17 protein-coding genes are annotated in these 21,758 nt (G+C 58.5%); 12 read left to right on the top strand and 5 right to left on the bottom strand.

What is annotated here, in order from left to right:
- The first annotated feature begins 139 nt into the window (after positions 1-139).
- The 4 genes from CMG77_RS09730 to CMG77_RS09715 all read left to right on the top strand — a co-directional run bounded on the left by CMG77_RS09730 (position 140) and on the right by CMG77_RS09715 (position 7,346).
- Positions 140-1,012, top strand: a complete 873-nt coding sequence (locus tag CMG77_RS09730; RefSeq protein WP_286875427.1) for a GGDEF domain-containing protein — start codon at positions 140-142, stop codon at positions 1,010-1,012.
- An 11-nt stretch (positions 1,013-1,023) separates the two neighbouring features.
- Positions 1,024-1,176: a diguanylate cyclase domain-containing protein gene (locus CMG77_RS09725; RefSeq protein WP_286804627.1), complete on the top strand. Its 153-nt coding sequence runs from the start codon at positions 1,024-1,026 to the stop codon at positions 1,174-1,176.
- Between the two features lie 257 nt (positions 1,177-1,433).
- On the top strand, positions 1,434-3,392 hold the full coding sequence (locus tag CMG77_RS09720; protein WP_286804626.1) for a pectate lyase family protein: 1,959 nt from the start codon (positions 1,434-1,436) through the stop codon (positions 3,390-3,392).
- Positions 3,393-3,647: 255 nt separating this feature from the next.
- Positions 3,648-7,346, top strand: coding sequence for a pectate lyase family protein (locus tag CMG77_RS09715; RefSeq protein ID WP_286804625.1), 3,699 nt, complete (start codon positions 3,648-3,650; stop codon positions 7,344-7,346).
- 128 nt (positions 7,347-7,474) lie between these two features.
- On the opposite strand, the gene CMG77_RS09710 is transcribed toward CMG77_RS09715, so the two are convergent.
- From CMG77_RS09710 to glyQ, 4 genes are read right to left on the bottom strand one after another with little or no spacing between them, the layout of a single operon-like run.
- Entirely contained in the window at positions 7,475-8,248 is a 774-nt protein-coding gene (locus CMG77_RS09710; protein ID WP_246004400.1) for a lysophospholipid acyltransferase family protein, read from the bottom strand.
- A 2-nt stretch (positions 8,249-8,250) separates the two neighbouring features.
- Positions 8,251-8,859 carry a D-glycero-beta-D-manno-heptose 1,7-bisphosphate 7-phosphatase gene (gene gmhB, locus CMG77_RS09705; protein WP_286804624.1) on the bottom strand — a complete coding sequence of 203 codons (609 nt, stop codon included), beginning with the start codon at positions 8,857-8,859 and terminating at the stop codon, positions 8,251-8,253.
- 3 nt (positions 8,860-8,862) lie between these two features.
- Entirely contained in the window at positions 8,863-10,947 is a 2,085-nt protein-coding gene (gene glyS / locus CMG77_RS09700; protein ID WP_286804623.1) for a glycine--tRNA ligase subunit beta, read from the bottom strand.
- Positions 10,944-11,915 (bottom strand): glycine--tRNA ligase subunit alpha, encoded by a 972-nt coding sequence (gene glyQ, locus CMG77_RS09695; protein WP_024461667.1) that lies wholly within the window; start codon positions 11,913-11,915, stop codon positions 10,944-10,946. The genes glyS and glyQ overlap by 4 nt, the downstream gene beginning before the upstream one ends.
- Positions 11,916-12,108: 193 nt before the next feature.
- Between glyQ and CMG77_RS09690 the strand changes: the two genes are divergently transcribed.
- From CMG77_RS09690 to CMG77_RS09670, 5 genes are all read left to right on the top strand, one after another.
- A complete protein-coding gene (locus CMG77_RS09690) occupies positions 12,109-12,984 on the top strand; it encodes a lysophospholipid acyltransferase family protein (protein ID WP_286804622.1) in 876 nt (291 codons plus the stop codon).
- 101 nt (positions 12,985-13,085) lie between these two features.
- Positions 13,086-13,877 (top strand): ATP-dependent zinc protease family protein, encoded by a 792-nt coding sequence (locus CMG77_RS09685; RefSeq protein WP_286804620.1) that lies wholly within the window; start codon positions 13,086-13,088, stop codon positions 13,875-13,877.
- Positions 13,874-15,433 carry an inactive transglutaminase family protein gene (locus CMG77_RS09680; RefSeq protein ID WP_286804619.1) on the top strand — a complete coding sequence of 520 codons (1,560 nt, stop codon included), beginning with the start codon at positions 13,874-13,876 and terminating at the stop codon, positions 15,431-15,433. Before CMG77_RS09685 ends, CMG77_RS09680 begins: the two co-directional genes overlap by 4 nt.
- Positions 15,430-16,422: an alpha-L-glutamate ligase-like protein gene (locus tag CMG77_RS09675; RefSeq protein WP_286804618.1), complete on the top strand. Its 993-nt coding sequence runs from the start codon at positions 15,430-15,432 to the stop codon at positions 16,420-16,422. Before CMG77_RS09680 ends, CMG77_RS09675 begins: the two co-directional genes overlap by 4 nt.
- Before the next feature lie 82 nt (positions 16,423-16,504).
- A complete protein-coding gene (locus CMG77_RS09670; RefSeq protein WP_286804617.1) occupies positions 16,505-17,398 on the top strand; it encodes a chemotaxis protein in 894 nt (297 codons plus the stop codon).
- Here the strand turns inward: CMG77_RS09670 and ridA are convergent, their stop codons facing one another.
- The gene (gene ridA / locus CMG77_RS09665; RefSeq protein WP_123638667.1) at positions 17,399-17,782 is read right to left on the bottom strand and encodes a deaminase RidA; all 384 of its coding nucleotides are present in this window, start codon (positions 17,780-17,782) and stop codon (positions 17,399-17,401) included.
- A 264-nt stretch (positions 17,783-18,046) separates the two neighbouring features.
- Here ridA and CMG77_RS09660 point away from each other — a divergent pair, with 264 nt between their 5' ends.
- From CMG77_RS09660 to galK, 3 genes are all read left to right on the top strand, one after another.
- Positions 18,047-19,231: an MFS transporter gene (locus CMG77_RS09660; protein ID WP_286804616.1), complete on the top strand. Its 1,185-nt coding sequence runs from the start codon at positions 18,047-18,049 to the stop codon at positions 19,229-19,231.
- 311 nt (positions 19,232-19,542) lie between these two features.
- The gene (locus CMG77_RS09655; RefSeq protein WP_286804615.1) at positions 19,543-20,589 is read left to right on the top strand and encodes a UDP-glucose--hexose-1-phosphate uridylyltransferase; all 1,047 of its coding nucleotides are present in this window, start codon (positions 19,543-19,545) and stop codon (positions 20,587-20,589) included.
- Positions 20,589-21,731, top strand: coding sequence for a galactokinase (galK, locus tag CMG77_RS09650; RefSeq protein WP_286875422.1), 1,143 nt, complete (start codon positions 20,589-20,591; stop codon positions 21,729-21,731). Before CMG77_RS09655 ends, galK begins: the two co-directional genes overlap by 1 nt.
- Positions 21,732-21,758: the final 27 nt, after the last annotated feature.

Below are 21,758 nucleotides of genomic sequence, written 5' to 3'. Positions count from 1 at the left end.
GTCAACGACTCAGGCAATGCCAGCAGACTCGTGTGCCCAACAGGCAGGTAAAATGATTAAATAAAGGGACTTGACTGAGTTATGAGAGGTCGGGTTAGCCAAAGGCGTAACCCGACAAAAACCCAAAGGCAGTCTCTCCATGAAAAAACCCGCCATCCCCGCCAATGAGGCTGAACGCACAGCCGCCGTTGACGCCCTGGCGATGGTCCACTCCCCCGCCGAGGAACGCTTTGACCGGATCACCCGACTGGCGTGCAGACTGTTTGACGTACCGATTTCGCTGGTCACCCTGATCTCCCGGGACAAACAGTGGTTCAAATCCGCGCAGGGACTCGGGGTGCCGGAAACTCCGAGAGATGTCGCTTTCTGCGCCCACGCCATCAACCATGATGAACTGCTGCTGGTCGAAGACGCGCGAGTGCACCCGGACTTCCATGACCACCCGGCGGTTACCGACGACCCCCATGTCCGTTTTTACGCGGGCCAGCCCATTCAATATCAGGGCCAACTGGTCGGCACTCTGTGTTTGGTGGATTATGTGCCGGGAACCTTAACGGAGGAGCAGAAAGATACCTTGCGCAGTCTGGCGGCGTGGGTGGAGAACGAGCTAAGGGTGGAGGCGCTCAGTGCGGAACAGACCCAGTTACTTGAAGAGCTGGATGAAGCCCGGCGGAACGCCCTGATCGACCCACTGACCAAGGCCTGGAATCGCCAGGGGATGGACGTATTGATGCAACGGGAGTTGGCGGTGGCGCAGCGGTCGGGCTCAGATGTTTGTGTGATGCTGGTCGACGTGGATTATTACAAACAGGTCAATGATCGTTATGGACACGTCGCCGGTGACGAAGTCTTGCGAGAAGTGGCGCAGCGGCTCCGGGGTGCTGTTCGGCCGCAGGATGTGGTGGCGCGCTACGGGGGCGATGAGTTCCTGGTGTTTGCCGCTCAGTGCCCGGCAGAAATGGGACAGTTTCTGGCGCGGCGGTTGGTCGAGCGGGTCAGTGTCGACCGGTGACGGCAGAGGGCGTGGAGATACCCCTGACTCTGAGTATCGGGGTGACCGCCGCCAATGCCGGCCCCGGCGTGTTGGCCACCAAGCTGGTCAATGCCGCCGATCAGGCGCTCTATGAAACCAAAGCTGCGGGTCGAAACGGGATGACCTTCCGGGCTTTTACTTAATCAACCCAGCGTAGGTTGTTGATCGATCTAAACATTTTTAATATAAAAAATCTTCAGCATTTCAAATCTGTCTAACCGAAAAAGATTCTGACGAAAGTCGTTTCGGGCCAGGACTTGACTGGCCCGAACTGCGAACGACGTCTCGTTTTTGAAATTTCCCGATGTGCTTGAATCGCCCCGTGAGAGAGGAGCGGTGCTGAAAGGATGCGTACAGCCTAAACCGACAACCATAACGTTAATCAAAAGGTTCAAGCATCATGGAAACTATCAACCCCAACCGGTTCTTACGCCGGTGCCTCGCAGTGGCTCTGTGCAGCTCCCTGGCAACCATCGCCCACGCCGATCTCGGCAGCAATCTTGCCCTCAGCGGCGGAGCGGATGGTTCGAGCAAAGGCGGTGGCAGCAGCTACGGCAACGTCAATGACGGCGATCTGAACAGTTACTGGCGGCCCAGTGGCACCAGTGATGAGCGGATCGGCGTGAAAAATTTTGATGCCACGTTCAATACCGTAATCATCCGTGAACTCAATGGCGCCACCACCGGGTGGCGTCTTGAAGATCACGATACCAACGAAGTGCTAGCGTCAGGCTCTACTTTGGGCAGCGAGCGGGTGATCAGCGGATTTGGTGACCGACAGATGTACAAGGTTAACCTGGTTATTGAAAGCGCCAACAGTGCACCGCAGATTGCCGAATTCGAGATCTACAACGATTCCGACGGCGGCGGTAGCTCATCCAGCAGCTCCAGAAGTTCGTCGTCCAGCTCCTCGGATTCTGGCGGCGAAACCGTTCGCTACGAGTCGGAAAACGCGGTCGATTTTGACGGCGTGGTGGCCACCAATCACTCCGGCTACAGTGGCAGCGGCTTCGTTGACCTTCTCAACGACAGTAACAGCTACATTGAATGGGTGGTCAATCAGGCGGATTCCGGCAACGCGACGCTGACGTTCCGGTACGCCAACGGCACTACCGCCAACCGTCCGATGACGGTCAGCGTGAATGGCCAGGTGGCGCATTCCAGCGTTGACTTCGAGGGCACCGGTGGCTGGTCCAGTTGGGACATCCAGACCGTGACGGTCAACCTGGCGGCGGGCAGCAATGTGATCCGCGCCGATGCCACGGTATCCTCGGGTGGGCCGAACTTCGATTACATTGAAGTCAGCGGCGGGGATGGTTCCTCCAGCTCCAGCAGCTCATCCTCGAGCTCGTCGTCCAGTTCTTCGTCCAGCTCGGTACCCAGCGATCCGGGTTCCCCGCTCTCCTGTCAGGAGGCCAACACGGTGCGTGGCTTTGCCTCCCTCGGTGGCGGCACCACGGGCGGTGCCGGCGGTGATGTGGTGACCGTTTCCTCGGGCACCGAACTGGAAGCGGCCCTGGATAACAAAGGCAGCAATCCGCTGACCATCTATGTCGATGGCACCATCACGCCCGGAAATTCCAGCGTGAGCAAGTTCGATATCAAGGACATGAACGACGTGTCCATCATCGGTGTGGGCAACAATGCCCTGTTTGATGGTATCGGCATCAAGATCTGGCGCGCCAACAATGTGATTGTCCGCAACGTCACCATGCGCTATGTCCGTATTGGCGACAAGGACCACATCACCATTGATGGCCCGTCCAGCAACATCTGGATTGACCACAACACCTTCTACAACTCGCTGGATGTGGGCAAGGACTACTACGACGAATTGGTCAGTGGTAAGAACGATATTGATAACATCACGGTCAGCTACAACATCCTGCGCGATAGCTGGAAGACCTCTCTGTGGGGCAGCAGTGATGGCGATGACTCCCACCGCCGGGTGACCTTCTGGGGCAACCACTGGGAAAACGCCAACTCCCGCTTGCCGCTGTTCCGTTTTGGTGAGGGTCATGTCATCAACAACTACTACGACGGCATACTCAGCACCGGCATCAATTCGCGGATGGGTGCCACTATCCGGATTGAAGGCAATGTGTTCGAGAACTCCCAGAACCCGATTGTCTCTTTCTACAGTGATGAAATCGGCTACTGGGATGTCCAGGACAACATTTTCTCAAATATCACCTGGGAAGAAGGATCAGGGGACGACATCATTGCCGGCCCCAATGTCCAGTCAACAGTCAGCTACACACCGCCCTACAGCTACTCTGCGCTTCCAGCGTCGGATGCCAAAGGGCATGTGCTGGCCAACGCCGGAGCCGGTGTGATCAGTAATTGCGTTGCACCCTGATCCCATCTGACTGACCCCAACCCGGTTTAGGCTGACACCCGCGGAGTTCGCTCCGCGGGTATTTCATTCAAAACTCTGATATCGCGACTCTCTCGCTATTTCAAACTTATCTAACCGGTTTCGTTGCGGCTAAATAAGTGTGACCTGGTTCACATTTTGGCTGGCTGAGAATGTGATTGAATCCCCGGTGAGAGACAGGAGCGGTGCTGAACGGACGCAAACCAAAAAACCATAACGTCAAACAAGGTTACGCACATGACAATCATCAACCAATCCGGGCGTATCAGCCGATACGCCTCCAAGGTCGTTTATTCCTCATTATTTTTTGCCTGTATCGCTCAAGCTGATCTGGGGCCGAACCTGGCGCTGGATGCCGGGGCCGATGGTTCCAGTAAAGCCAGTGGCAGCAGCTATGGCAACGCCATTGATGGCGACATGGCGAGCTACTGGCAACCGGGCTCCAGCAGTGATGAACGGATCGGTGTGAAAAACATCGGCAGCAGTTTCAATACTGTCATCATTCGTGAGCTGAACGGTGCCACGACGGGCTGGCGTCTTGAAGACCACGACACCGGTGAGGTGTTTGCCAGTGGTTCAACGCTTGGCTCCGAGCGGATCATTTCCGGATTTGGTGACCAGAGCCTGTATAAAATCAATCTGGTGATCGAGAGCGCGAGTGGCGCACCGCAGATTGCGGAGTTCGAAGTGTACAGCGCAACGGACAGCGGAAGCTCCAGTTCATCGTCTTCGAGTTCGTCGACATCACCAAGTAGCTCCTCCTCGGAGTCGTCCAGTTCCGAAAGCAACAGCTCGGATACGTCTTCCGATAGTTCATCCTCCGAAAGCAGCAGCTCCTCTGAAAGCTCCTCCAGCAGTTCTTCGAGTTCCCAGCCCGGCACACCGGGTGAAGTGCTGTCCTGTGAACAGGCCAACACCGTTCAGGGTTTTGCGTCCCTGGGCGCCGGCACGACCGGTGGTCAGGGCGGGGATGAAGTGACGGTGAGCACCGGCTCCGAGCTGGCCGCGGCACTCAGTAACAAAGGCGGCGCCCCGTTGACCATCTACGTCGATGGCACCATTACCCCGGACAATTCCAACGTGACCAAATTCGATATCAAGGACATGAACGACGTGTCCATCATCGGCGTGGGCGATAACGCCCTGTTTGATGGTATCGGCATCAAGATCTGGCGCGCCAATAATGTGATCGTGCGCAACATCACCATGCGCTATGTCCGCATTGGCGATAAAGATCACATTACCATTGACGGTCCGTCCAGCAATATCTGGATCGATCACAATACTTTCTACAACTCGCTGGACGTGGACAAGGACTACTACGACGAGTTGGTCAGTGGTAAAGGTGAGATCGACAACATCACCATCAGCTATAACATCCTGCGTGATAGCTGGAAAACCTCCCTGTGGGGAAGTAGTGACGGTGACGATTACGACCGCCGGATCACCTTCTGGGGGAACCACTGGGAGAACGCCAACTCGCGCTTGCCGTTGTTCCGCTTTGGTGAAGGGCATATCGTCAATAACTACTACGATGGCGTGATCAGCACCGGGATCAATTCACGTATGGGGGCCACCCTGCGTATTGAGGGCAATGTGTTCGAAGACGCTCAGAACCCGATCGTCTCCTTCTACAGCAGTGAGCTGGGCTACTGGGACGTTGAAGATAATACCTTCAATAACGTCAATTGGGTTGAGTACCCCAGCGATGGCGTGATTGCCGGACCTGATGTGCAGTCCACCACCAGCTATCTGCCCCCGTACAGCTACAGTCGTCTGTTTGCGGCGGATACCAAGGCTCACGTGTTGGCCAATGCGGGCGCCGGTATCGTGACCGATTGCCTGGATGCGCCGGTCAGTGGCGGCGGGGAGCAGTCATCCAGCTCGTCTTCCAGCAGTCAGAACAGTTCCAGTGAGTCCTCTTCAGAGAGTTCGTCGTCCGGTAATTCTTCCAGTGATAGCGGTGAGCCGGTTGAGTTGGGCAGTAATCTGGCTCTGAGTGGTGGCGCCGACGGTTCCAGCAAGGGTGGCGGTACCAGCTATGGCAACGTCAATGACGGCAATCTGGCCAGCTACTGGCAGCCGAGCGGCACCAGTGGTGAACGCATCGGAGTAAAAAATTTCAGTGGTACTTTCAATACCGTGATCATCCGAGAGCTCAATGGCGCCACGGAAAGTTGGCGTCTGGAAGATCACGATACCAATGAAGTACTCGCATCCGGCTCGACCCTGGGCAGCGAACGGATCATCACCGGTTTTGGTGACCGAGACCTTTACAAAGTCAACCTGGTTATCGACAGCGCCAGCAGTGCGCCGCAGATTGCCGAGTTTGAAATCTACAACGCGACCGGTGACGTATCTGACGGCGGCTCGTCCTCCAGCAGTTCGTCCAGTGACTCGTCTTCCAGCTCGTCCGACAGCAGCGACAGTTCGTCCAGCGATTCCTCATCGTCGGACAGCTCCAGCAGCAATTCGAGCAGCTCAAGCAGTCAGTCGAGCAGTAGCTTCCCGGATTACTCTGGACCGCTGAGTAATGATTGCGTGGAGTTGGCTACCAACCCGAACGTCAACTGGCGTGATACCGCCCTACAGACGGACCAGGAGATCGTTGAATGCCTGGCGCAGACTCTGGGCCGTGCCGTGGGCTATGGTGAAAACGCTCTGGGCGGCTATGACCCCAATGGCAACAGCACGCTGACTGTGATTACCAAAAGCAGCAGTGACTCGGTAGAGCAGCAGATTTTTGATGCCATGAGCAGCGAAGATCATCACTGGATTGTGTTCGACAAGAATGACTTTGCGCCCGAAACGGAAGTGGCCATGTACCGTCTGCACTGCAGCAACTCGGATGTTCTGAGCCGTATCGGTGGTACCGAGGCGGAGTGTGTCGATTACCGTCAGTGGTGTTCGAATCGCGGCTATAACGATCACGATCAGTGTCTGGAGGAGTTCTTCAACAATCGTCTGGACGATAAAGACCTTCCCATTCGCAACCCGGTGATCAGTTCCAATACCACCATCGACGGTCGCATGAGTAATGCCTACTTCCGCTTCAGTGGTTTTGCCATCGGGAAGGACAGCTCCGGTCAGCCGACCCAGACCGCCAACAGCGTGATTCTGACCCACCTGGATTTCCGCGGCGCGGGCCACACCGAAGATCACGGACTGGACCCGGACATGATTCGCTCTACCGGTGCGTCTCACGATATCTGGATTCACAAGAACACGTTTGACCTGACCGGTGACTCGGCGTTTGACGTGAAAGTCGGTGCCTACGATATCACCATGTCGTTCAACCGGGTGGTGGACGTCAAACGTGCCGCTTTGCACGGATCCAGTGATAGTCGTGAGATCAACGAAAACATCACCACTACCATGCACCACAATGCCTTTGTGACCCGGGATGATCTGTACTTCGAGTTTGGCAACACGGCGCGCCGGGTTCCGCTGATCCGTCGGGGCACGTCCCATATGTGGAACAACCTGTTCATGAACTACCGCAAAGACATCATCAGTGTCCGCGTGGGTGCCGACCTTCTATGGGAGGACAATGCGCTGGTCATCAATGGCGACTTCCAGGAGAAAGACGATATCAACAGCGCGCTGGACGAGCTGCAGGGCAACCTGACCCGCGATGTCAGCGGCGGCAGCTACCGCGCCGATGGGGTTTACCTATGGTTCGGTAATAGCGCGTGCGATATCAACGCCTCAACCCAGCGTGCGCTGACGGATGCGTCGGGCAGTGTCGGTGATCTGTCTCAGCAGTACACCGTGGCGTCTCGCGATACGATCAATGATTTCCGGCTGGATGCGGGACAGGACTTGATTGATTACGTGAGCGCGACCGCTGGCAAGTACGGCGAGCTGCCGTTCAACTCGCCACTCGCGGGCGATATCTACTACGTACTGAGCTTGGGCAAGGTGCCCTGTCAGTAAACCCGTCGATTTCCAACGACGGCGAATCCCCTCGCTTGACGGGCCGACCTTTGTGTCGGCCCTTTTTTGTCCGTCTCAACGGTATTCCCCATGGCGGGCCGGACGTTACGAATTGATATGTCCGTTATTTATTGGTCTGGTGATGATTCAAGCCAGGGTCTGCGGCCGTCTTTGCGGCCGACAGGGAGGGTTTTGGCGGTGGACTCGATCCAGTCCCGGACTTCTTCGGTCAACTGCTTGCGATCTTTGCCCTCGCTGGAAATCGGCTCGCCGATCACCATCGTGATGGTGCCCGGGTACTTCAGGTAATCCTTATGGGGCCAGCATTCGGCACCATTGTGGGCCACTGGGATGACCGGGCAGCCGGCGGTGCAGGCAATATCGGCGCCGCTGCGGGCGTAGGGCACCACCTGACCGGGACGGGTGCGGGTACCCTCCGGGAAAATCAGCACGTTATTGCCATCCTTGATGGCCTGGACGCCCTTCTTCTTCACATCACGCAGCGCCTGGGTTTTATTGCTCCGATCGATGGCGATGGGTTTCAGTGCCGCCAGGCCCCAACCGAAAAACGGGATGCGCAGCAGTTCTTTTTTCAGAATGGTGGAGATGGGCTGGAAGAACAGTTGTAAGTACAAGGTTTCCCACACGCCCTGGTGCTTGGACATCACCACATAGGGTTGCAGATCGTTGCGGATATCGCCTCGCACCTCAATGCGGATATTGCAGCAGAACCAGAGCCAGAACATCACAAAGCGGTTCCACTGATTGATCAGCCGGTAGCGCCATTGGTAGGGAAGAAACGGCCAGATCAGTGTGCTCAAAGCACCAAACAGGATCCCCGATCCGTAGTAGCCAATATCGAAAATCGTGGTGCGGACGTAGAGAAAGGCTTTGTACAACACGGTTAAGGCTGTCCTTCGTGGTCTTGCGGATCGGAGGGGGCGGCGTCGGCCTGTTCGGGCTCTGACAGCAGCGCTGTCACCGCGGCCTCCAGGTGGTCGAAAATGCGCACCTGTTCCAGCTCGGCGGCATCCAGGAACGAGGCCAGTTCGGCTTCGGTCTCACGTCCGCGCCCGGTGCGCACCAGGCAGGGCTGACAGCCCTTGGTCAGGGCTGCTTGCAGATCTTTGCTGGTGTCGCCCACAAACCAGGCCGACTGCACCGAGGTGTTGAACACCGCCTCGATGGCATCGAGCATGCCGGTTTTGGGTTTGCGGCACTTGCAGTCCTCGTCCGGGTGGTGGGGGCAGTAAAAAATCGCCTCCAGCTTGCCGCCGTTTTCTTCCACCAGGGCGGTAAGTTTGGCGTGCATGGCCTCCAGGTCGTCCAGGTCGAAAAGGCCCCGGGCGAGGCCGGACTGGTTGGTGGCCACTACCGGTGTGAAACCGGCCCGACTGAGCCGGGCGATGGCTTCAATGCTGCCGGGAATGGGCTGCCATTCCTCGACGGACTTGATGTAATCGCCGGCGTCTTCGTTGATCACGCCGTCCCGGTCCAGAATGATCAGTTTCATGGCTCAGCCTTTCGCCGGAGCGAGCAGGGAAATATCGGCGACCGCCAGGAACAGGTCACCCAGTTGCTGCAGCAGTGCCAGACGGTTATTGCGCAGCTTGTCATCCTCCGCGTTGACCATTACCTGGTCGAAGAAAGCATCCACCGGCTCCTGCAGGTCCGCCAGTTGCGTCAGCGCCTCGGTGTAAGCGCGTTTGGCAAACAGAGGCTCGACCACCTTGGCTTTCGCCTGCACCGCTTCGGCCAGCGCTTTTTCGGCGGACTCCTGCAGCAGGGCGGGGTCGAGCTCACCGGCCGGCGCGCCGGACTTGGCCAGAATATTGGCTACCCGCTTGTTGGCGGCGGCGAGCGCCTGGGCCTGGGGCAACTGATAAAACTCGTGCACCGCCTTCACCCGCTGGTCGATATCCAGAGGATTGCTGACTTTGCGCGCACTCACCGCGAGGAACACTTCCACCGGAATGCCGGCGTCTTCGTACCAGGCGCGGAAGCGCTCGAGCATATAGTCCAAGATACGGTTGAGTGGAGCTCCCGCTTTGGGGGTTCCTGAGATGAGGCCGTGCAAGGTTAACGAGTCTACCAAAAGTTTGCGTAAGTCTAGGTCTAAGTTTTTCTCTACTAAAAGGCGCAAAGCTCCGAGACTCGCTCGGCGTAAAGCAAACGGATCTTTGGAGCCTGTAGGCTGCTGTCCGATGCCGAAAATGCCGGAAATTGTATCCAGGCGGTCCGCCAGGGCGATGATGGCTCCGGTAGTGGTTTCCGGCAGCGCGTCGCCGGCAAACTTGGGAAGGTATTGCTCCTTCATGGCCTGGGCGACTTCTTCGTGCTCGCCGTCGTTGCGAGCATAGTAGTAACCAGCGATGCCCTGCATTTTGTCGAATTCCAAGACCATTTCGGTGACTAGGTCAGACTTGCACAGTTGGCCGGCACGTGTTGCTAGCGAGGGGTTTGCTCCGATCTCTGCAGCAATTATGTGAGCTAAAGCCGCGATGCGCTCGGTTTTCTCGAACACGCTGCCAAGCTGTTTCTGGAACACGATGGGCTTGAGCTGCTCACGGCGACTTTCCAGAGTGTGCTTGAGGTCGGTATCGAAGAAGAAGGCAGCATCGGACAGGCGCGGGCGGATCACCCGCTCGTTGCCGTCGATGACCTGTTCCGGATCGTCGCTTTCGATATTGGCCACGGTGATGAAGTGGGGCATCAGCTTGCCCTGAGCGTCCACCAGGTGAAAGTACTTCTGGTGTTCTTTCATGGAGGCAATCAGCGCTTCGGCGGGCACGTTCAGGAAGCGCTTTTCGAAGTTGCCCAGCAGCGCCACCGGCCACTCCACCAGCGCGGTCACTTCATCCAGAAGATCGTCGTCGATCACCGCCGTACCGCCGACTTTTTTGGCTTCCGCGTCCACCTGCTCGCGAATCAGGTCCCGACGGGCGTCCATATCGGCCAGTACATAGCCGGTGGAGGCCAGCTTCTCGAGATAGTCGCTCGGGTTGAACAGATCCAGCTCGTGGTTGTAATGGAAGCGGTGGCCGCGGGTGCAGCGGTTGGCGCGCAGTCCGAGCACTTCGGCGTCGACGATTTCGTCGCCGTAGAGCATCACCAGCCAGTGGGCCGGACGGACAAATTCGGTGCGGCTGGCGCCCCAGCGCATGCGCTTGGCGATGGGCAGCTTGGCCAGGGCGTCATTGACGATATCGCCCAACAGCTCTACCACCGACTGGCCGCCGGCCTTGGAGCGGGCCACCAGTTTGTCCGCCTTGCCGTCATTCTCGGTGGTCAGCTCGGTCACGCTCAGGCCGTTTTTACTGGCGAAGGCCTCGGCGGCCTTGGTGGGGTTGCCGTCCTGATCGAAGGCAATCTTGGCCGGCGGGCCGTAGGTGACCACCTCTTTGACCGGGGTCTGCTCGGCCAGGTCTCTTACCAATACCGCCAGGCGGCGCGGGCTGGCGTAGGCGTGAATGGCATCGTAGTCCAGATCCTGGGTGTCCAGGCCGCCGGCGATGCCCTCGCGCAGGGCGTTCATCAGGGTTTTCAGGGCTTTGGGGGGCAGCTCTTCGGTGCCCAGTTCAAACAGAAAATCGGCACTCATTGGTCGTCTCCCTCTGCCGCGAGAAGTTCATTGCGCAGGGCTTCGGGGGCCAGGGGGAAGCCCAGGGCCTTGCGGGCGTCGAAGTAGGCCTGAGCGACGGCCCGGGCCAGGCTGCGCACCCGCAGAATAAAGCGCTGCCGTTCAGTCACGGAAATGGCGTGACGGGCGTCCAGCAGGTTGAACGCGTGGGAGGCCTTCATCACCATTTCATAGGCCGGCAGGGGCAGCCCCTCCCCGATCAGGCGCTCGCTCTCGCGCTCGTAGACATCAAAACTGTTGAACAGCGACTCGGTGTCGGCCTGCTCGAAGTTGTATTTGGACATTTCCACTTCGTTCTGGTGGAACACATCGCCGTAGGTGACCTTGTCGCCCGCCGGGTTCACGGTCCAGACCAGATCGTAAATGGAGTCCACCCCTTGCAGGTACATGGCAATCCGCTCCAGACCATAGGTGATCTCGCCGGTGACCGGGTAGCACTCGAGGCCACCCACCTGTTGGAAGTAGGTGAACTGGGTGACTTCCATGCCGTTCAGCCAGACTTCCCAGCCCAGGCCCCAGGCCCCGAGGGTGGGCGATTCCCAGTTATCTTCCACAAAGCGGATGTCGTGGATCGCGGGATCAATGCCCAGCTCCTTCAGCGAACCCAGGTACAGCTCCTGAATGTTGGCCGGGGAGGGCTTCATTACCACCTGAAACTGGTAATAGTGCTGCAGCCGATTGGGATTCTCGCCGTAGCGGCCGTCGGTGGGCCGGCGGCAGGGCTGCACGTAGGCGGCGTTCCAGGTTTCCGGGCCGATCGAGCGCAGGAAGGTGGCCGGGTGAAAGGTGCCCGCGCCCACTTCCAGGTCCAGCGGTTGCAGGATCACGCAGCCCTGGCGTGCCCAGTAGGATTGCAGGGCGAGAATCAGCCCCTGAAAGGTACTGACATCGGGCGAGTGGGCGCCGGCGGGGGTTTGACTGTCTGACACGGGTAACCTGCCTCCGAGCATGAGGTCGAGAAATTGAAGTCGCGTTATATAACGCGCCAGTCGCCAGGACGCTGATGGTGCACCAGGGCCCTGAGCGAAAACAGCCGCGAATTATAGCGGTAGTTGGGGGGTGATTGGTACGGCTGGTTGCCGTAAACTGCGCGCACTTTGGCGATTTAACGGTGGTTTAGGCATGAAAGAACGGTTCGCCGTATGGATGTTGAAGCTCCTCGGGCGCCTGCCGTTGTCTGTGGGGCGAGTGTTCGGCGGCTTTGCCGGCTGGCTGATGTGGCTCAGCAGTGGCCGCTCTGCCCGTATTACCCGGCAGAACCTGGCACTGTGCCAGCCCCATATCAAAGATCGGGCCCGGGAGCGGCTGGTGCGCCAGAGCCTCACCGAGACCGGCAAAACCGTCGCGGAGGCGGCGGCGGTCTGGCTGCACTCCTGGGAATGGCTGCAGCGGCATATTGTCGAGGTGGAAAACGACGAGGCGCTCAAGACGGCCCTGACCGAAGGGCAAGGTGTACTGGTTCTTGCGCCCCATTTAGGCAACTGGGAAGCGGTTGGTCCCTTTCTGGCCAGCTACGCCCGTTTGACGGCGCTCTACCAGCCGCCTCGTCAGCCGGCACTGGACGAGATGATTCTCAAAGGGCGCAGCAAAGACAATATCGATATGGCGCCGACCAATCGCCGAGGAGTCAGTCAACTGCTTAAAGCGCTGAAGCGGGGTGAGATTGTCGCGATTCTGCCCGACCAGGTGCCCGAGCGTGGCAATGGTGCGGAAGTGGCGCCCTTCTTCGGGCAACCGGCGCTTACCATGACACTGGTGCACGGTCTGATTCAACGCACTGGCTGCAAGGTCGTGAGTGTGTTCGCCCAGCGGGTTCCAAAAGGTTTCAAAATGGTGGTTCTGCCCGCAGACGAACGGATATACGCGGAGGATGCGGCTGAGTCAGTCGCCGGCCTGAACCGCAGCGTGGAAGACTGTGTGCTCAGAGCGCCGACCCAATATCAATGGGAATACAAGCGGTTTCGCCGGCTACCGGATGACTACGCGCCCCGCTATTGAACAATTTCCAGGCCTTAACCTTTGTAACGCAGGCCGTTGACGCCGCCAGCCCCCGCACTGGGGTACACTGTATGAATATGATCATCAATCGGAAGGGAAACATGAACAACCGTCCCCTGAAATGGGTGGCCTTGCTGCCGTTATTGACACTCCTCTCGGCGTGCAGCACCCATCACGTTCTCGTCAAAAAAGCGGATATGGAAGCCGCCAATCAGTGCCTGTTGGCACAACAGCAGCGCGATCTGACTTTTGAGCAACAACAGCAGCAAATTGCCGAGGCGCTGGAGCTGCTGCGCCAGAGCATTGAGCTGCAGCAACAGGATGAGCAAGCGCTGCGCGATCTGGTTGAAAGTGAACGAGACGGGCGTGAGTCCAGGGGCGCTGGTAGCGAATGTGCGCAGGGCCTGGCTCTGCCGGTTCCCGGTGACGCCATGGACAAAAAGGTCGTAGGTGCCAAAGAGCGGGTACTGCTGACGGACCTGGGAATTGTTTTGCAGTCCCGGGTCGACACGGGCGCGACCACCTCCTCCATGGACGCCCGGGAGATTGAGATCTTTGAGCGCAACGGTGATGAGTGGGTGCGGTTCAAAATTCACGACCCGGCCCTGGACCAGCTGGTGGAGCTGGAACGTCCCCGGTCGCGCAAAGTCCGTATTATTCAGGCCAGCAGCGAAGATGTTGAAAAACGCCCGGTGGTGGAAATGCGCATCACCATGGGCTCCTTGACCCAGATGGCGGAATTCACCCTGTCAGATCGCAGCCATATGGAGTTTCCCCTGTTAATTGGCCGCAATGTCCTGCGCGATGTCATGTTGGTAGACGTCGCCCGGGATAATATTACCGAACCCAAACCGCCCAAACCTTCGGATGTCGACAAGAGCACTGACGAATGACCCAATCCCGCGTCCCCTTCTACCTGATTGTGGTGAGTCTGGTGGTGGCCGGGTTGGCGACCGCCTGGGCCCGGCATGTGGAAATGGAGCTGCCCTTCTGGCCCGGTGAGCAGCGGCCGGTCTGGTTGGTGGAAGCCCGGGTCGATTTTCAGGCCACCGGGGGCGAGGTGCTGGTCAGCCTGGATTTGCCCGATAATCCGCCGGATTTCCGCCTGCACACCGAACACGCAACGTCCCCCGGGTACGGCTTCTCCATCATCGAAGAGGGTGGTGATCGCCGGGGGGAGTGGTCCAAACGCGAAGCGAGGGGGCCTCAAACGCTGTATTACAAAGCGCAACTGATCGGTGGTGTGTCGGAAGTAGGGCCGCAACCAAGCCCCGATGATGAGCAACAAGCGCCGAAGCCCCGCTCACTGTACTGGGAAGAGCCGCAGGATACAGCGGCCAATCAGTTGTTGTCTCAGGCGTTGGAGACATCCAGTACCCCCGAGAGCCTGACCCGCGAGCTGATCAAGCGACTGAACAACCCGACCGGCGATCAGAATGCGTCGTTGCTGATCGAAGAGGTGGGCAGTCGTTCCCTGCTGCTGGAACGGCTGCTGAACCAGGCCGATATTCCCGCCCGCCAGGTCATGGGTCTGTTTCTGGAAGACGCCCGTCGCCGCCAGACACTGACCCCGATGGTGGAAGCCTACAATGGCGAGGAGTGGGTGCTGTTCAACCCTCAGACCGGTGAACAGGGCGTGCCGGAGAACTTGGTGCTCTGGCATCGCGGCGGAGCGTCCCTGCTCGACGTCACCGGGGGGCGAAACTCCGGGGTCAGCTTCTCCATGATCCGCCAGACCGTGCCCGCTGAAGAGCTGGCGGTGGCGCAATTCAGTGACAGTGCCTTCGCCCTGCTGGGGGTTCAGCAGCTTCCCATTGAAGAGCAGAGCATGTTCAAAATGCTTTTCCTGTTGCCGCTGGGTGCATTGGTCGTGGTGTTCATGCGCATTATTGTGGGCCTCAAAACCTCCGGTACCTTTATGCCGGTACTGATCTCCCTGGCGTTTCTGCAAACCTCACTGCTGCCCGGCCTGATCAGTTTTGTGGTGGTAGTGTCGCTCGGGCTGATGCTGCGCAGCTACCTCTCACACCTGAACCTGTTGCTGGTGGCCCGGATCGCGACGCTGGTGGTGCTGGTGATCTTCCTGATTTCGATGCTGAGCCTGCTCGGCTATCAGTTGGGATTCAGTACCGGTATGACCATCACCTTTTTCCCGATGATCATCATCGCCTGGACCATCGAGCGCATGTCGATTCTCTGGGAGGAGGAAGGTGCCCACGAAGTGGTGATTCAGGGCGGGGGCAGTCTGCTGGTGGCGGTGATGGCGTATCTGTTGATGCAACTGCCCCTGGCCAACCATCTGAGCTTCAACTTTCCGGAGCTGAACCTGGTGATCCTGGCGTTGATCATGCTGATGGGCCAATACACCGGCTATAAATTGTCGGAATTGCGCCGGTTCCGGGCCATGGCGCTGGAGCAGGAAGCCGCCGCGGGGTCGGACAAACCATGAAGTGGATCAGCCCCTGGCGTCTGAAAAAGCTGGGTATTCTCGGCATGAATGCCCGCAACCGGGAGTTCATTGGCCGCTACAATACCCGCTCGCGCTATCCGCTGGTGGATGACAAACTGAAAACCAAACTGCTCACTGAGGAGTTTGGTTTGGCAACGCCGGCCCTGCGCTTTGTGGTGTCGGAGCAGCACGCGATCAGCCACATCGAGAAACAGCTTCACGAACTCGATGGCTTCGCGGTGAAGCCCGCCAAAGGCTCCGGCGGTAAAGGCATTCTGGTGATTACTGGCCGCAATGGGGGCAAGTTTGTAAAGGCCTCCGGAGCGGAAATTGACATTGAAGAAATCCGTCGGCACATGTCCAACACTCTCGCCGGTCTGTACTCCCTGGGGGGCAAGCCCGATGTGGTGATCGTCGAGGACCTGATTGAGTTCGACGATATTTTTGAGGGCTATTCCTACGAGGGCGTGCCGGATATCCGTGTGGTGGTCTTCAAAGGCTACCCGGTGATGGCCATGCTGCGCCTGGCCACCCATGCCTCCGATGGCAAGGCGAATCTCCACCAGGGCGCCGTGGGCGTGGGGCTGGATATTGCCACGGGACGCTGCCTGAAGGCGGTCCAGTTCGGTCTGGGCGTCTCCTTGCACCCGGACACCAAGAAGCCCCTGAACGAAATCAAGGTGCCGGACTGGCGCTCAATGCTGGTGCTCGCCTCGCGCTGCTATGGAATGACCGGTCTGGGATACATCGGCACCGACATTGTGCTCGATAAAAGCCGGGGACCCCAGCTCCTGGAGCTCAATGCCCGTCCGGGGCTGGCGATTCAGGTGGCTAACGGCTTGGGACTGCTACCCCGATTGCGCCATATTGAGTCCCTGAAGGCCGGCCTGCACAAGACGCCGGAGGCCCGTGTGGATTATGTGATGAAGGCCTTTGCCGAAGCGATTCCCGAGGACCCGGCGGCCGGGCCAGCCCAGAAAATTGCCTGATTCCCTTCGGTTTACGCGCAAACCGCCGATACGCTAGTGTATCCCCCTGACACCAGACTCACTTCGGACTCCGGGACTGCCCATGAACGGTAAGGCGCAACACGCCCAGAAACTGCTGCTTTTCAAGCTTACGCCTACTCAGAGCTTTGCGATGGGCACGCTCAAGGTGCGTGAGATCATTCCCTATACCCGTTTCAACCGCATTCTGCAGGAACACCCGGCGATTCTCGGCGCGACCACCGTGCGGGGCAAAACCATTCCGGTCATCGATATGGCGGCGGCGGTGGGCTACAAACCCTTGTCCGACGAGGAGATGCGTCAGGGGTCGATCATCATAACCGACTGCCAGCGCAAGGACATTGGCTTTCTGGTGCGCGGTATCGACCGGATTGTGGATGCCAACTGGAAAGAGGTGAAGGCGCCCCCGCAGATGCTGGGCAAGAGGGCCTTTGTCACCGGCCTGTATATGCACGAGGATCAGGCGGTTCAGTTGATCGACCTGGAACTGCTTTTTGCCCAGGTTTACCCCGATCCGCCGGGCCGCCGTCGGGCGGTGCTGACCGATGTCCAGCGTGAACAGCTCAAGCCGCTGAATATCCTGCTGGTGGACGACTCCCATGTGGCCCGCAAGCAACTCCAGGATGCGCTGGACGGACTGAATATTCCCTACCAGGTACTGACCAATGGCGAAAAAGCCCTGCAGCGAATGCGCCAGGCGGCCAAAGGCAACAACGCCATTGATATTCTGGTGAGTGATATCGAAATGCCGGGGCTCGACGGTTACGAGCTGGCCTTCAGCGTGCGTGACGACAAGGCGCTGAGCCACGCTTACATCATTCTGCACACCTCACTGAACAGCGAAATGAGTGTGAGCTATGCCCATCAGGTTGGTGCCAATGAAGCGCTCACCAAGTTCGACGCCGAGGAGCTGGTCCACGCTATGCTTCGCGGCGCCAAAACACTGACCGAGGGCTGATTAAAGCACCATGACGCCTTCGGCTTCGAACAGCGCGCCCTTGGGTAACTGGTTGATACCCACCGCAGCACGGGCGGGGAACGGCTGGCGGAAGTGGCGCGCCATGACTTCGTTGACCACGGTAAAGTTGTCCAGATCGGTCAGATAGAGGTTCAGCTTGACGATGTGGTTCAGGCTGCCATTGGCGGCTTCACACACGGCGGCCAGGTTTTTAAAGACCTGCTCGGCCTGGGCTTCAAAGCCTCCGTCCACCAACTCCATGGTTTCCGGGTTCAGCGGAATCTGGCCCGACAGGTAAACGGTATTGTCGACTTTGACGGCTTGCGAGTAAGTGCCGATGGCCTCCGGGGCCTTATCGGTGTGGATCACGGCGCGGTTGGTCATAACAGAATCCTTCGGTAATGCTCTGCGTGGGAAAACCACTCAGTATAGTGATTGGCGGGCGTCAGGGCCAGATATTGCGCGGCGCCCTCATCGAGACGCCCTGCGCGAGCTACCCGAAATGGGGTACAATGCGCGCCTTTGTGGTGCAGCCCACCATAAGCCTCTTTCCCCACAAACGACAATCACAACAACGCTCCGAATGACGGTATGCAGCACAGTAGGCGGCATGCCGGCGGTGGCGTCGTTCACAGTTACGGACCGCACATGACCACTTCCACCAGCCCGACCCTGACCAAAGCCCAGATGTGGCTGATCGAAATCGCCCTGGCCGTGGGCGGTTTTGGTATCGGTACCGGGGAGTTCGCCACCATGGGCCTGATGCCGGGTATCGCCGAGGGTCTGGGGGTGAGCGAGCCTCAGGTCGGTCATGTCATCAGCAGCTACGCACTGGGTGTGGTAGTGGGGGCACCGCTGCTGGCGGTGTTTGGCGCGCGGCTGTTCCGGCGGCACTTGCTGATCGGTCTGATGGGCTTTTACACCCTGGCCAATATCGCCAGTGCCCTGGCGCCGAGCTATGAGTCGCTGCTGGCATTCCGGTTTATTGCCGGCCTGCCCCACGGTACCTATTTCGGGGTGGCCGCTCTGGTGGTGGCCAGTCTGGCGCCGCCCAGTGATCGGGGCAAGGCGGTCAGCCGGGTGATGATCGGGCTGACCCTGGCGGTGTTGATCGGCAACCCGCTGGCAACCTGGCTGGGTCAGTCCATCAGTTGGCGCTATGCTTTTGTCCTGGTCGCGGCGGTGTCGTTTCTGACGGTGATCCTGATTGTCATTTACCTGCCCCTGGACCGAAACCAGCCCCGTAACCGCCCGGTGGCCGAACTCAAGGCGTTTCACCGCCCTCAGGTATGGCTGGCCCTGATGATCGGTGCCACCGGCTTTGCCGGCGTCTTCTGCGTGTTCAGCTATCTGGCCCCTACCCTGCTGTACGTCACCGAGGTGGAAAAAGGCTGGATTCCCATCGCCATGGCGACCTTCGGCGCGGGCGGCTTTCTGGGCAATATTCTCGGCGGCTGGTTGTTCGACAAATTCCAGTTCAAGGCGGTGGGCGGCGCGTTGCTCTGGAGCCTGGCGGTGTATCTGGTGTTCCCTTCGGCCACCGGTGAGCTGTGGAGCATTCTGATGATGACCTTCCTGGTGGGCACGGTGGCGGCGGTATCACCGCCCCTTCAGACCCACCTGATGGATGTGGCGGTGGGCGCCCAGACCCTGGCTGCCGCCTCCCACCACGCGGCCTTCAATACGGCGAATGCCATTGGCCCTATGCTGGGAGGCCTGGCGATTTCGGCGGGCTTGGGTTGGAGTTCGACGGGTTATGTCGGTGCCACCACGGCCGTGGCGGGGCTGGTGTTTTTCGCATTGGCCTGGCGGATGGAGCGGCGTCAGGCTTAAAAAGGCCGCGAGCGGAGTGGTCAAACCTGGCAAATCATGAAAAGGCCATCAAAAACTAATATAAATCATATTATTGGTGGCTGGATGTGTTTTTTTGATCATCAGAGCAATATTATTTCGTTATATATATAAAAATAGGCATAAAAGACACTCATTTATCGCTCCGGCGATAGATCCTGACATTCAAAACTGAGTCGGAACCCGATAACCTTCATGGTAATTCTTCCGGCGCCTGTTACTCTCATTGCTTATCCCCAGGCGCCGTATCGGCCGTCCATGCGCTTTGGTTCAGGAGTAATGAGTGACCCACTATGAATGACAGGTTTGATCCGGCTGAGCATGCCCACCGACGCCTGAACCCCATGACCGGTGACTGGGTGTTGGTATCTCCACATCGTGCCAAACGCCCCTGGCAGGGGCAGTCCGAGGATCCCGATACCCATCGCCGACCGGCGTACGATGCCACCTGTTACCTCTGCCCCGGTAATCACCGAGTAAACGGTGAGCCGAATCCCGATTATGCCGCGACCTATGTGTTCGACAACGACTTTGCGGCGCTCACACCGGATACACCGGTCACGCAGGACCAGGATCCACTGTTTACTCTGGCGTCCGAACAGGGCTGCAGTCGGGTTATCTGCTTTTCGCCCGATCACAGTAAGACCTTGCCCGAGCTGGGTATCGATGAACTGGAGCGTGTTGTGGCCTGCTGGTGTGAGCAGACCCGGGAACTGGGTGAGCAGTACCGCTGGGTGCAGGTGTTTGAGAACAAGGGGGCGATGATGGGGTGCTCCAACCCTCACCCTCATGGGCAAGTATGGGCGCAGCAACAGCTGCCCACATTGGCGGCGCGAAAACAGGAACGGTTTGCCCGGTATTTCCAGGAGCGGGGCCGCACCATGTTGGACGATTATGTCGAGCGCGAAACGGCACAACAAATCCGGGTAGTGTTTCAGAACCAGGACTGGTTGGTAGTGGTTCCCTATTGGGCGGCCTGGCCCTATGAAACCCTGCTGCTACCGCGCTTTCCCATAGCGCGCTTATCGGAGCTCAGCACGGACCGCTTCCGGTTACTGGCGGAGGCTATCCAGCACTTGACCACTCTGTACGATAACCTGTTTCAAACGTCTTTTCCCTACTCCATGGGTTGGCACGGCGCCCCGTTTGACGGAGAGAGTCACCCCGAGTGGCGGTTGCACGCTCACTTCTTCCCGCCCTTGTTGCGCTCGGCGAGTGTGAAAAAGTTTATGGTGGGATATGAAATGTTGGCGGAAGCGCAGCGCGATCTCACGCCCGAACAGGCGGCAGAACGTTTGCGGGCTTTGCCCCGTGTTCACTACAAACAGCAGGTGGAATGATGGACGAAACGGAAAAACTGACACAGTCTTTCGAGCGCACCTTTGGCCGCCGGCCCGAAACGGTGGCCTATGCCCCGGGGCGCGTCAATTTGCTGGGTGAGCATACCGACTATAACGGCGGTTTTGTCTTTCCAGCAGCCATCAATTTTGGCACCTGGGTGGCCGCCGCCAAACGCCCGGATCGGAAGGTGTCGGTGTTGGCGTTGGATTATTCTGGGGACGCCAGTCATTTTTCTCTCGACGATATCACGCAGGATCCGGTTCAACCCTGGAGCAACTATGTGCGAGGTGTACTCAAGGCGTTAATGGTCCGGCACCCCGTGGGCGGATTGGAGCTGACCATCACCGGTAATGTGCCACAAGGCGCGGGGCTGAGCTCTTCCGCTTCCCTGGAGATTGCCTTGCTCAAAGCGATCGCCAGCCTTTATGAGTTGCCTCTCTCTGGCGTCGATGCGGCGTTGCTCGGCCAATGGGCCGAGAATGAATTTGTCGGCTGTTCCTGCGGCGTAATGGATCAGATGGCCTCCGCGCTGGGAAAGCAGGGGGGCGCTCTGCTTCTGGACTGTGAGTCGCTGCAGTTTGAGCATCGTGCTATTGACCCCGAATTCCAGATTGTCATCGTCGACTCAAACGTCAAGCGCGGACTGGTGGGAAGCGAGTACAACCTTCGTCGTCAGCAATGTGAGCAGGCTGTCGGCGTGTTGGGGGTCAATTCCCTGAGAGAAGTCGATATTGAGAGCCTGCTACAGGCACAATCAGCGATGTCGGATGTGGTGTTCCGTCGGGCACGCCATGTGGTGTCAGAAAATACGCGAACCCTGGCAATGGCCCGGGCATTGGCTGAATCCGATTACCGAGCCGTGAGCCGGCTGATGGCGCAATCGCATGACTCTATGCGGGACGATTTTGAAATAACCGTGCCGCCAATCGACACGCTGGTTTCAATTATTCAGCAGGTGCTGGGTGCGCAGGGGGGCGCTCGAATGACCGGCGGTGGGTTTGGCGGATGCGCGGTTGCGCTAGTGCCGACGAACCTGATTGAAGATGTGCGACGCGCCGTGGCCGAGGAGTATCACAAGCGCACGGGCTTGCGGGCGCAAACCTATGTCTGTACACCGGAGAACGGCGCTTTTCTGGAGTGAGCCGACCGGCTTGATACCCAAACGGGC

The organism is Marinimicrobium sp., from assembly GCF_002695945.1.
Classification (GTDB): Bacteria; Pseudomonadota; Gammaproteobacteria; order Pseudomonadales; family Cellvibrionaceae; genus Marinimicrobium; species Marinimicrobium koreense.
Note: the sequence above shows the minus strand (reverse complement) of the source record. Positions and strands in the feature narration are given on the sequence as shown.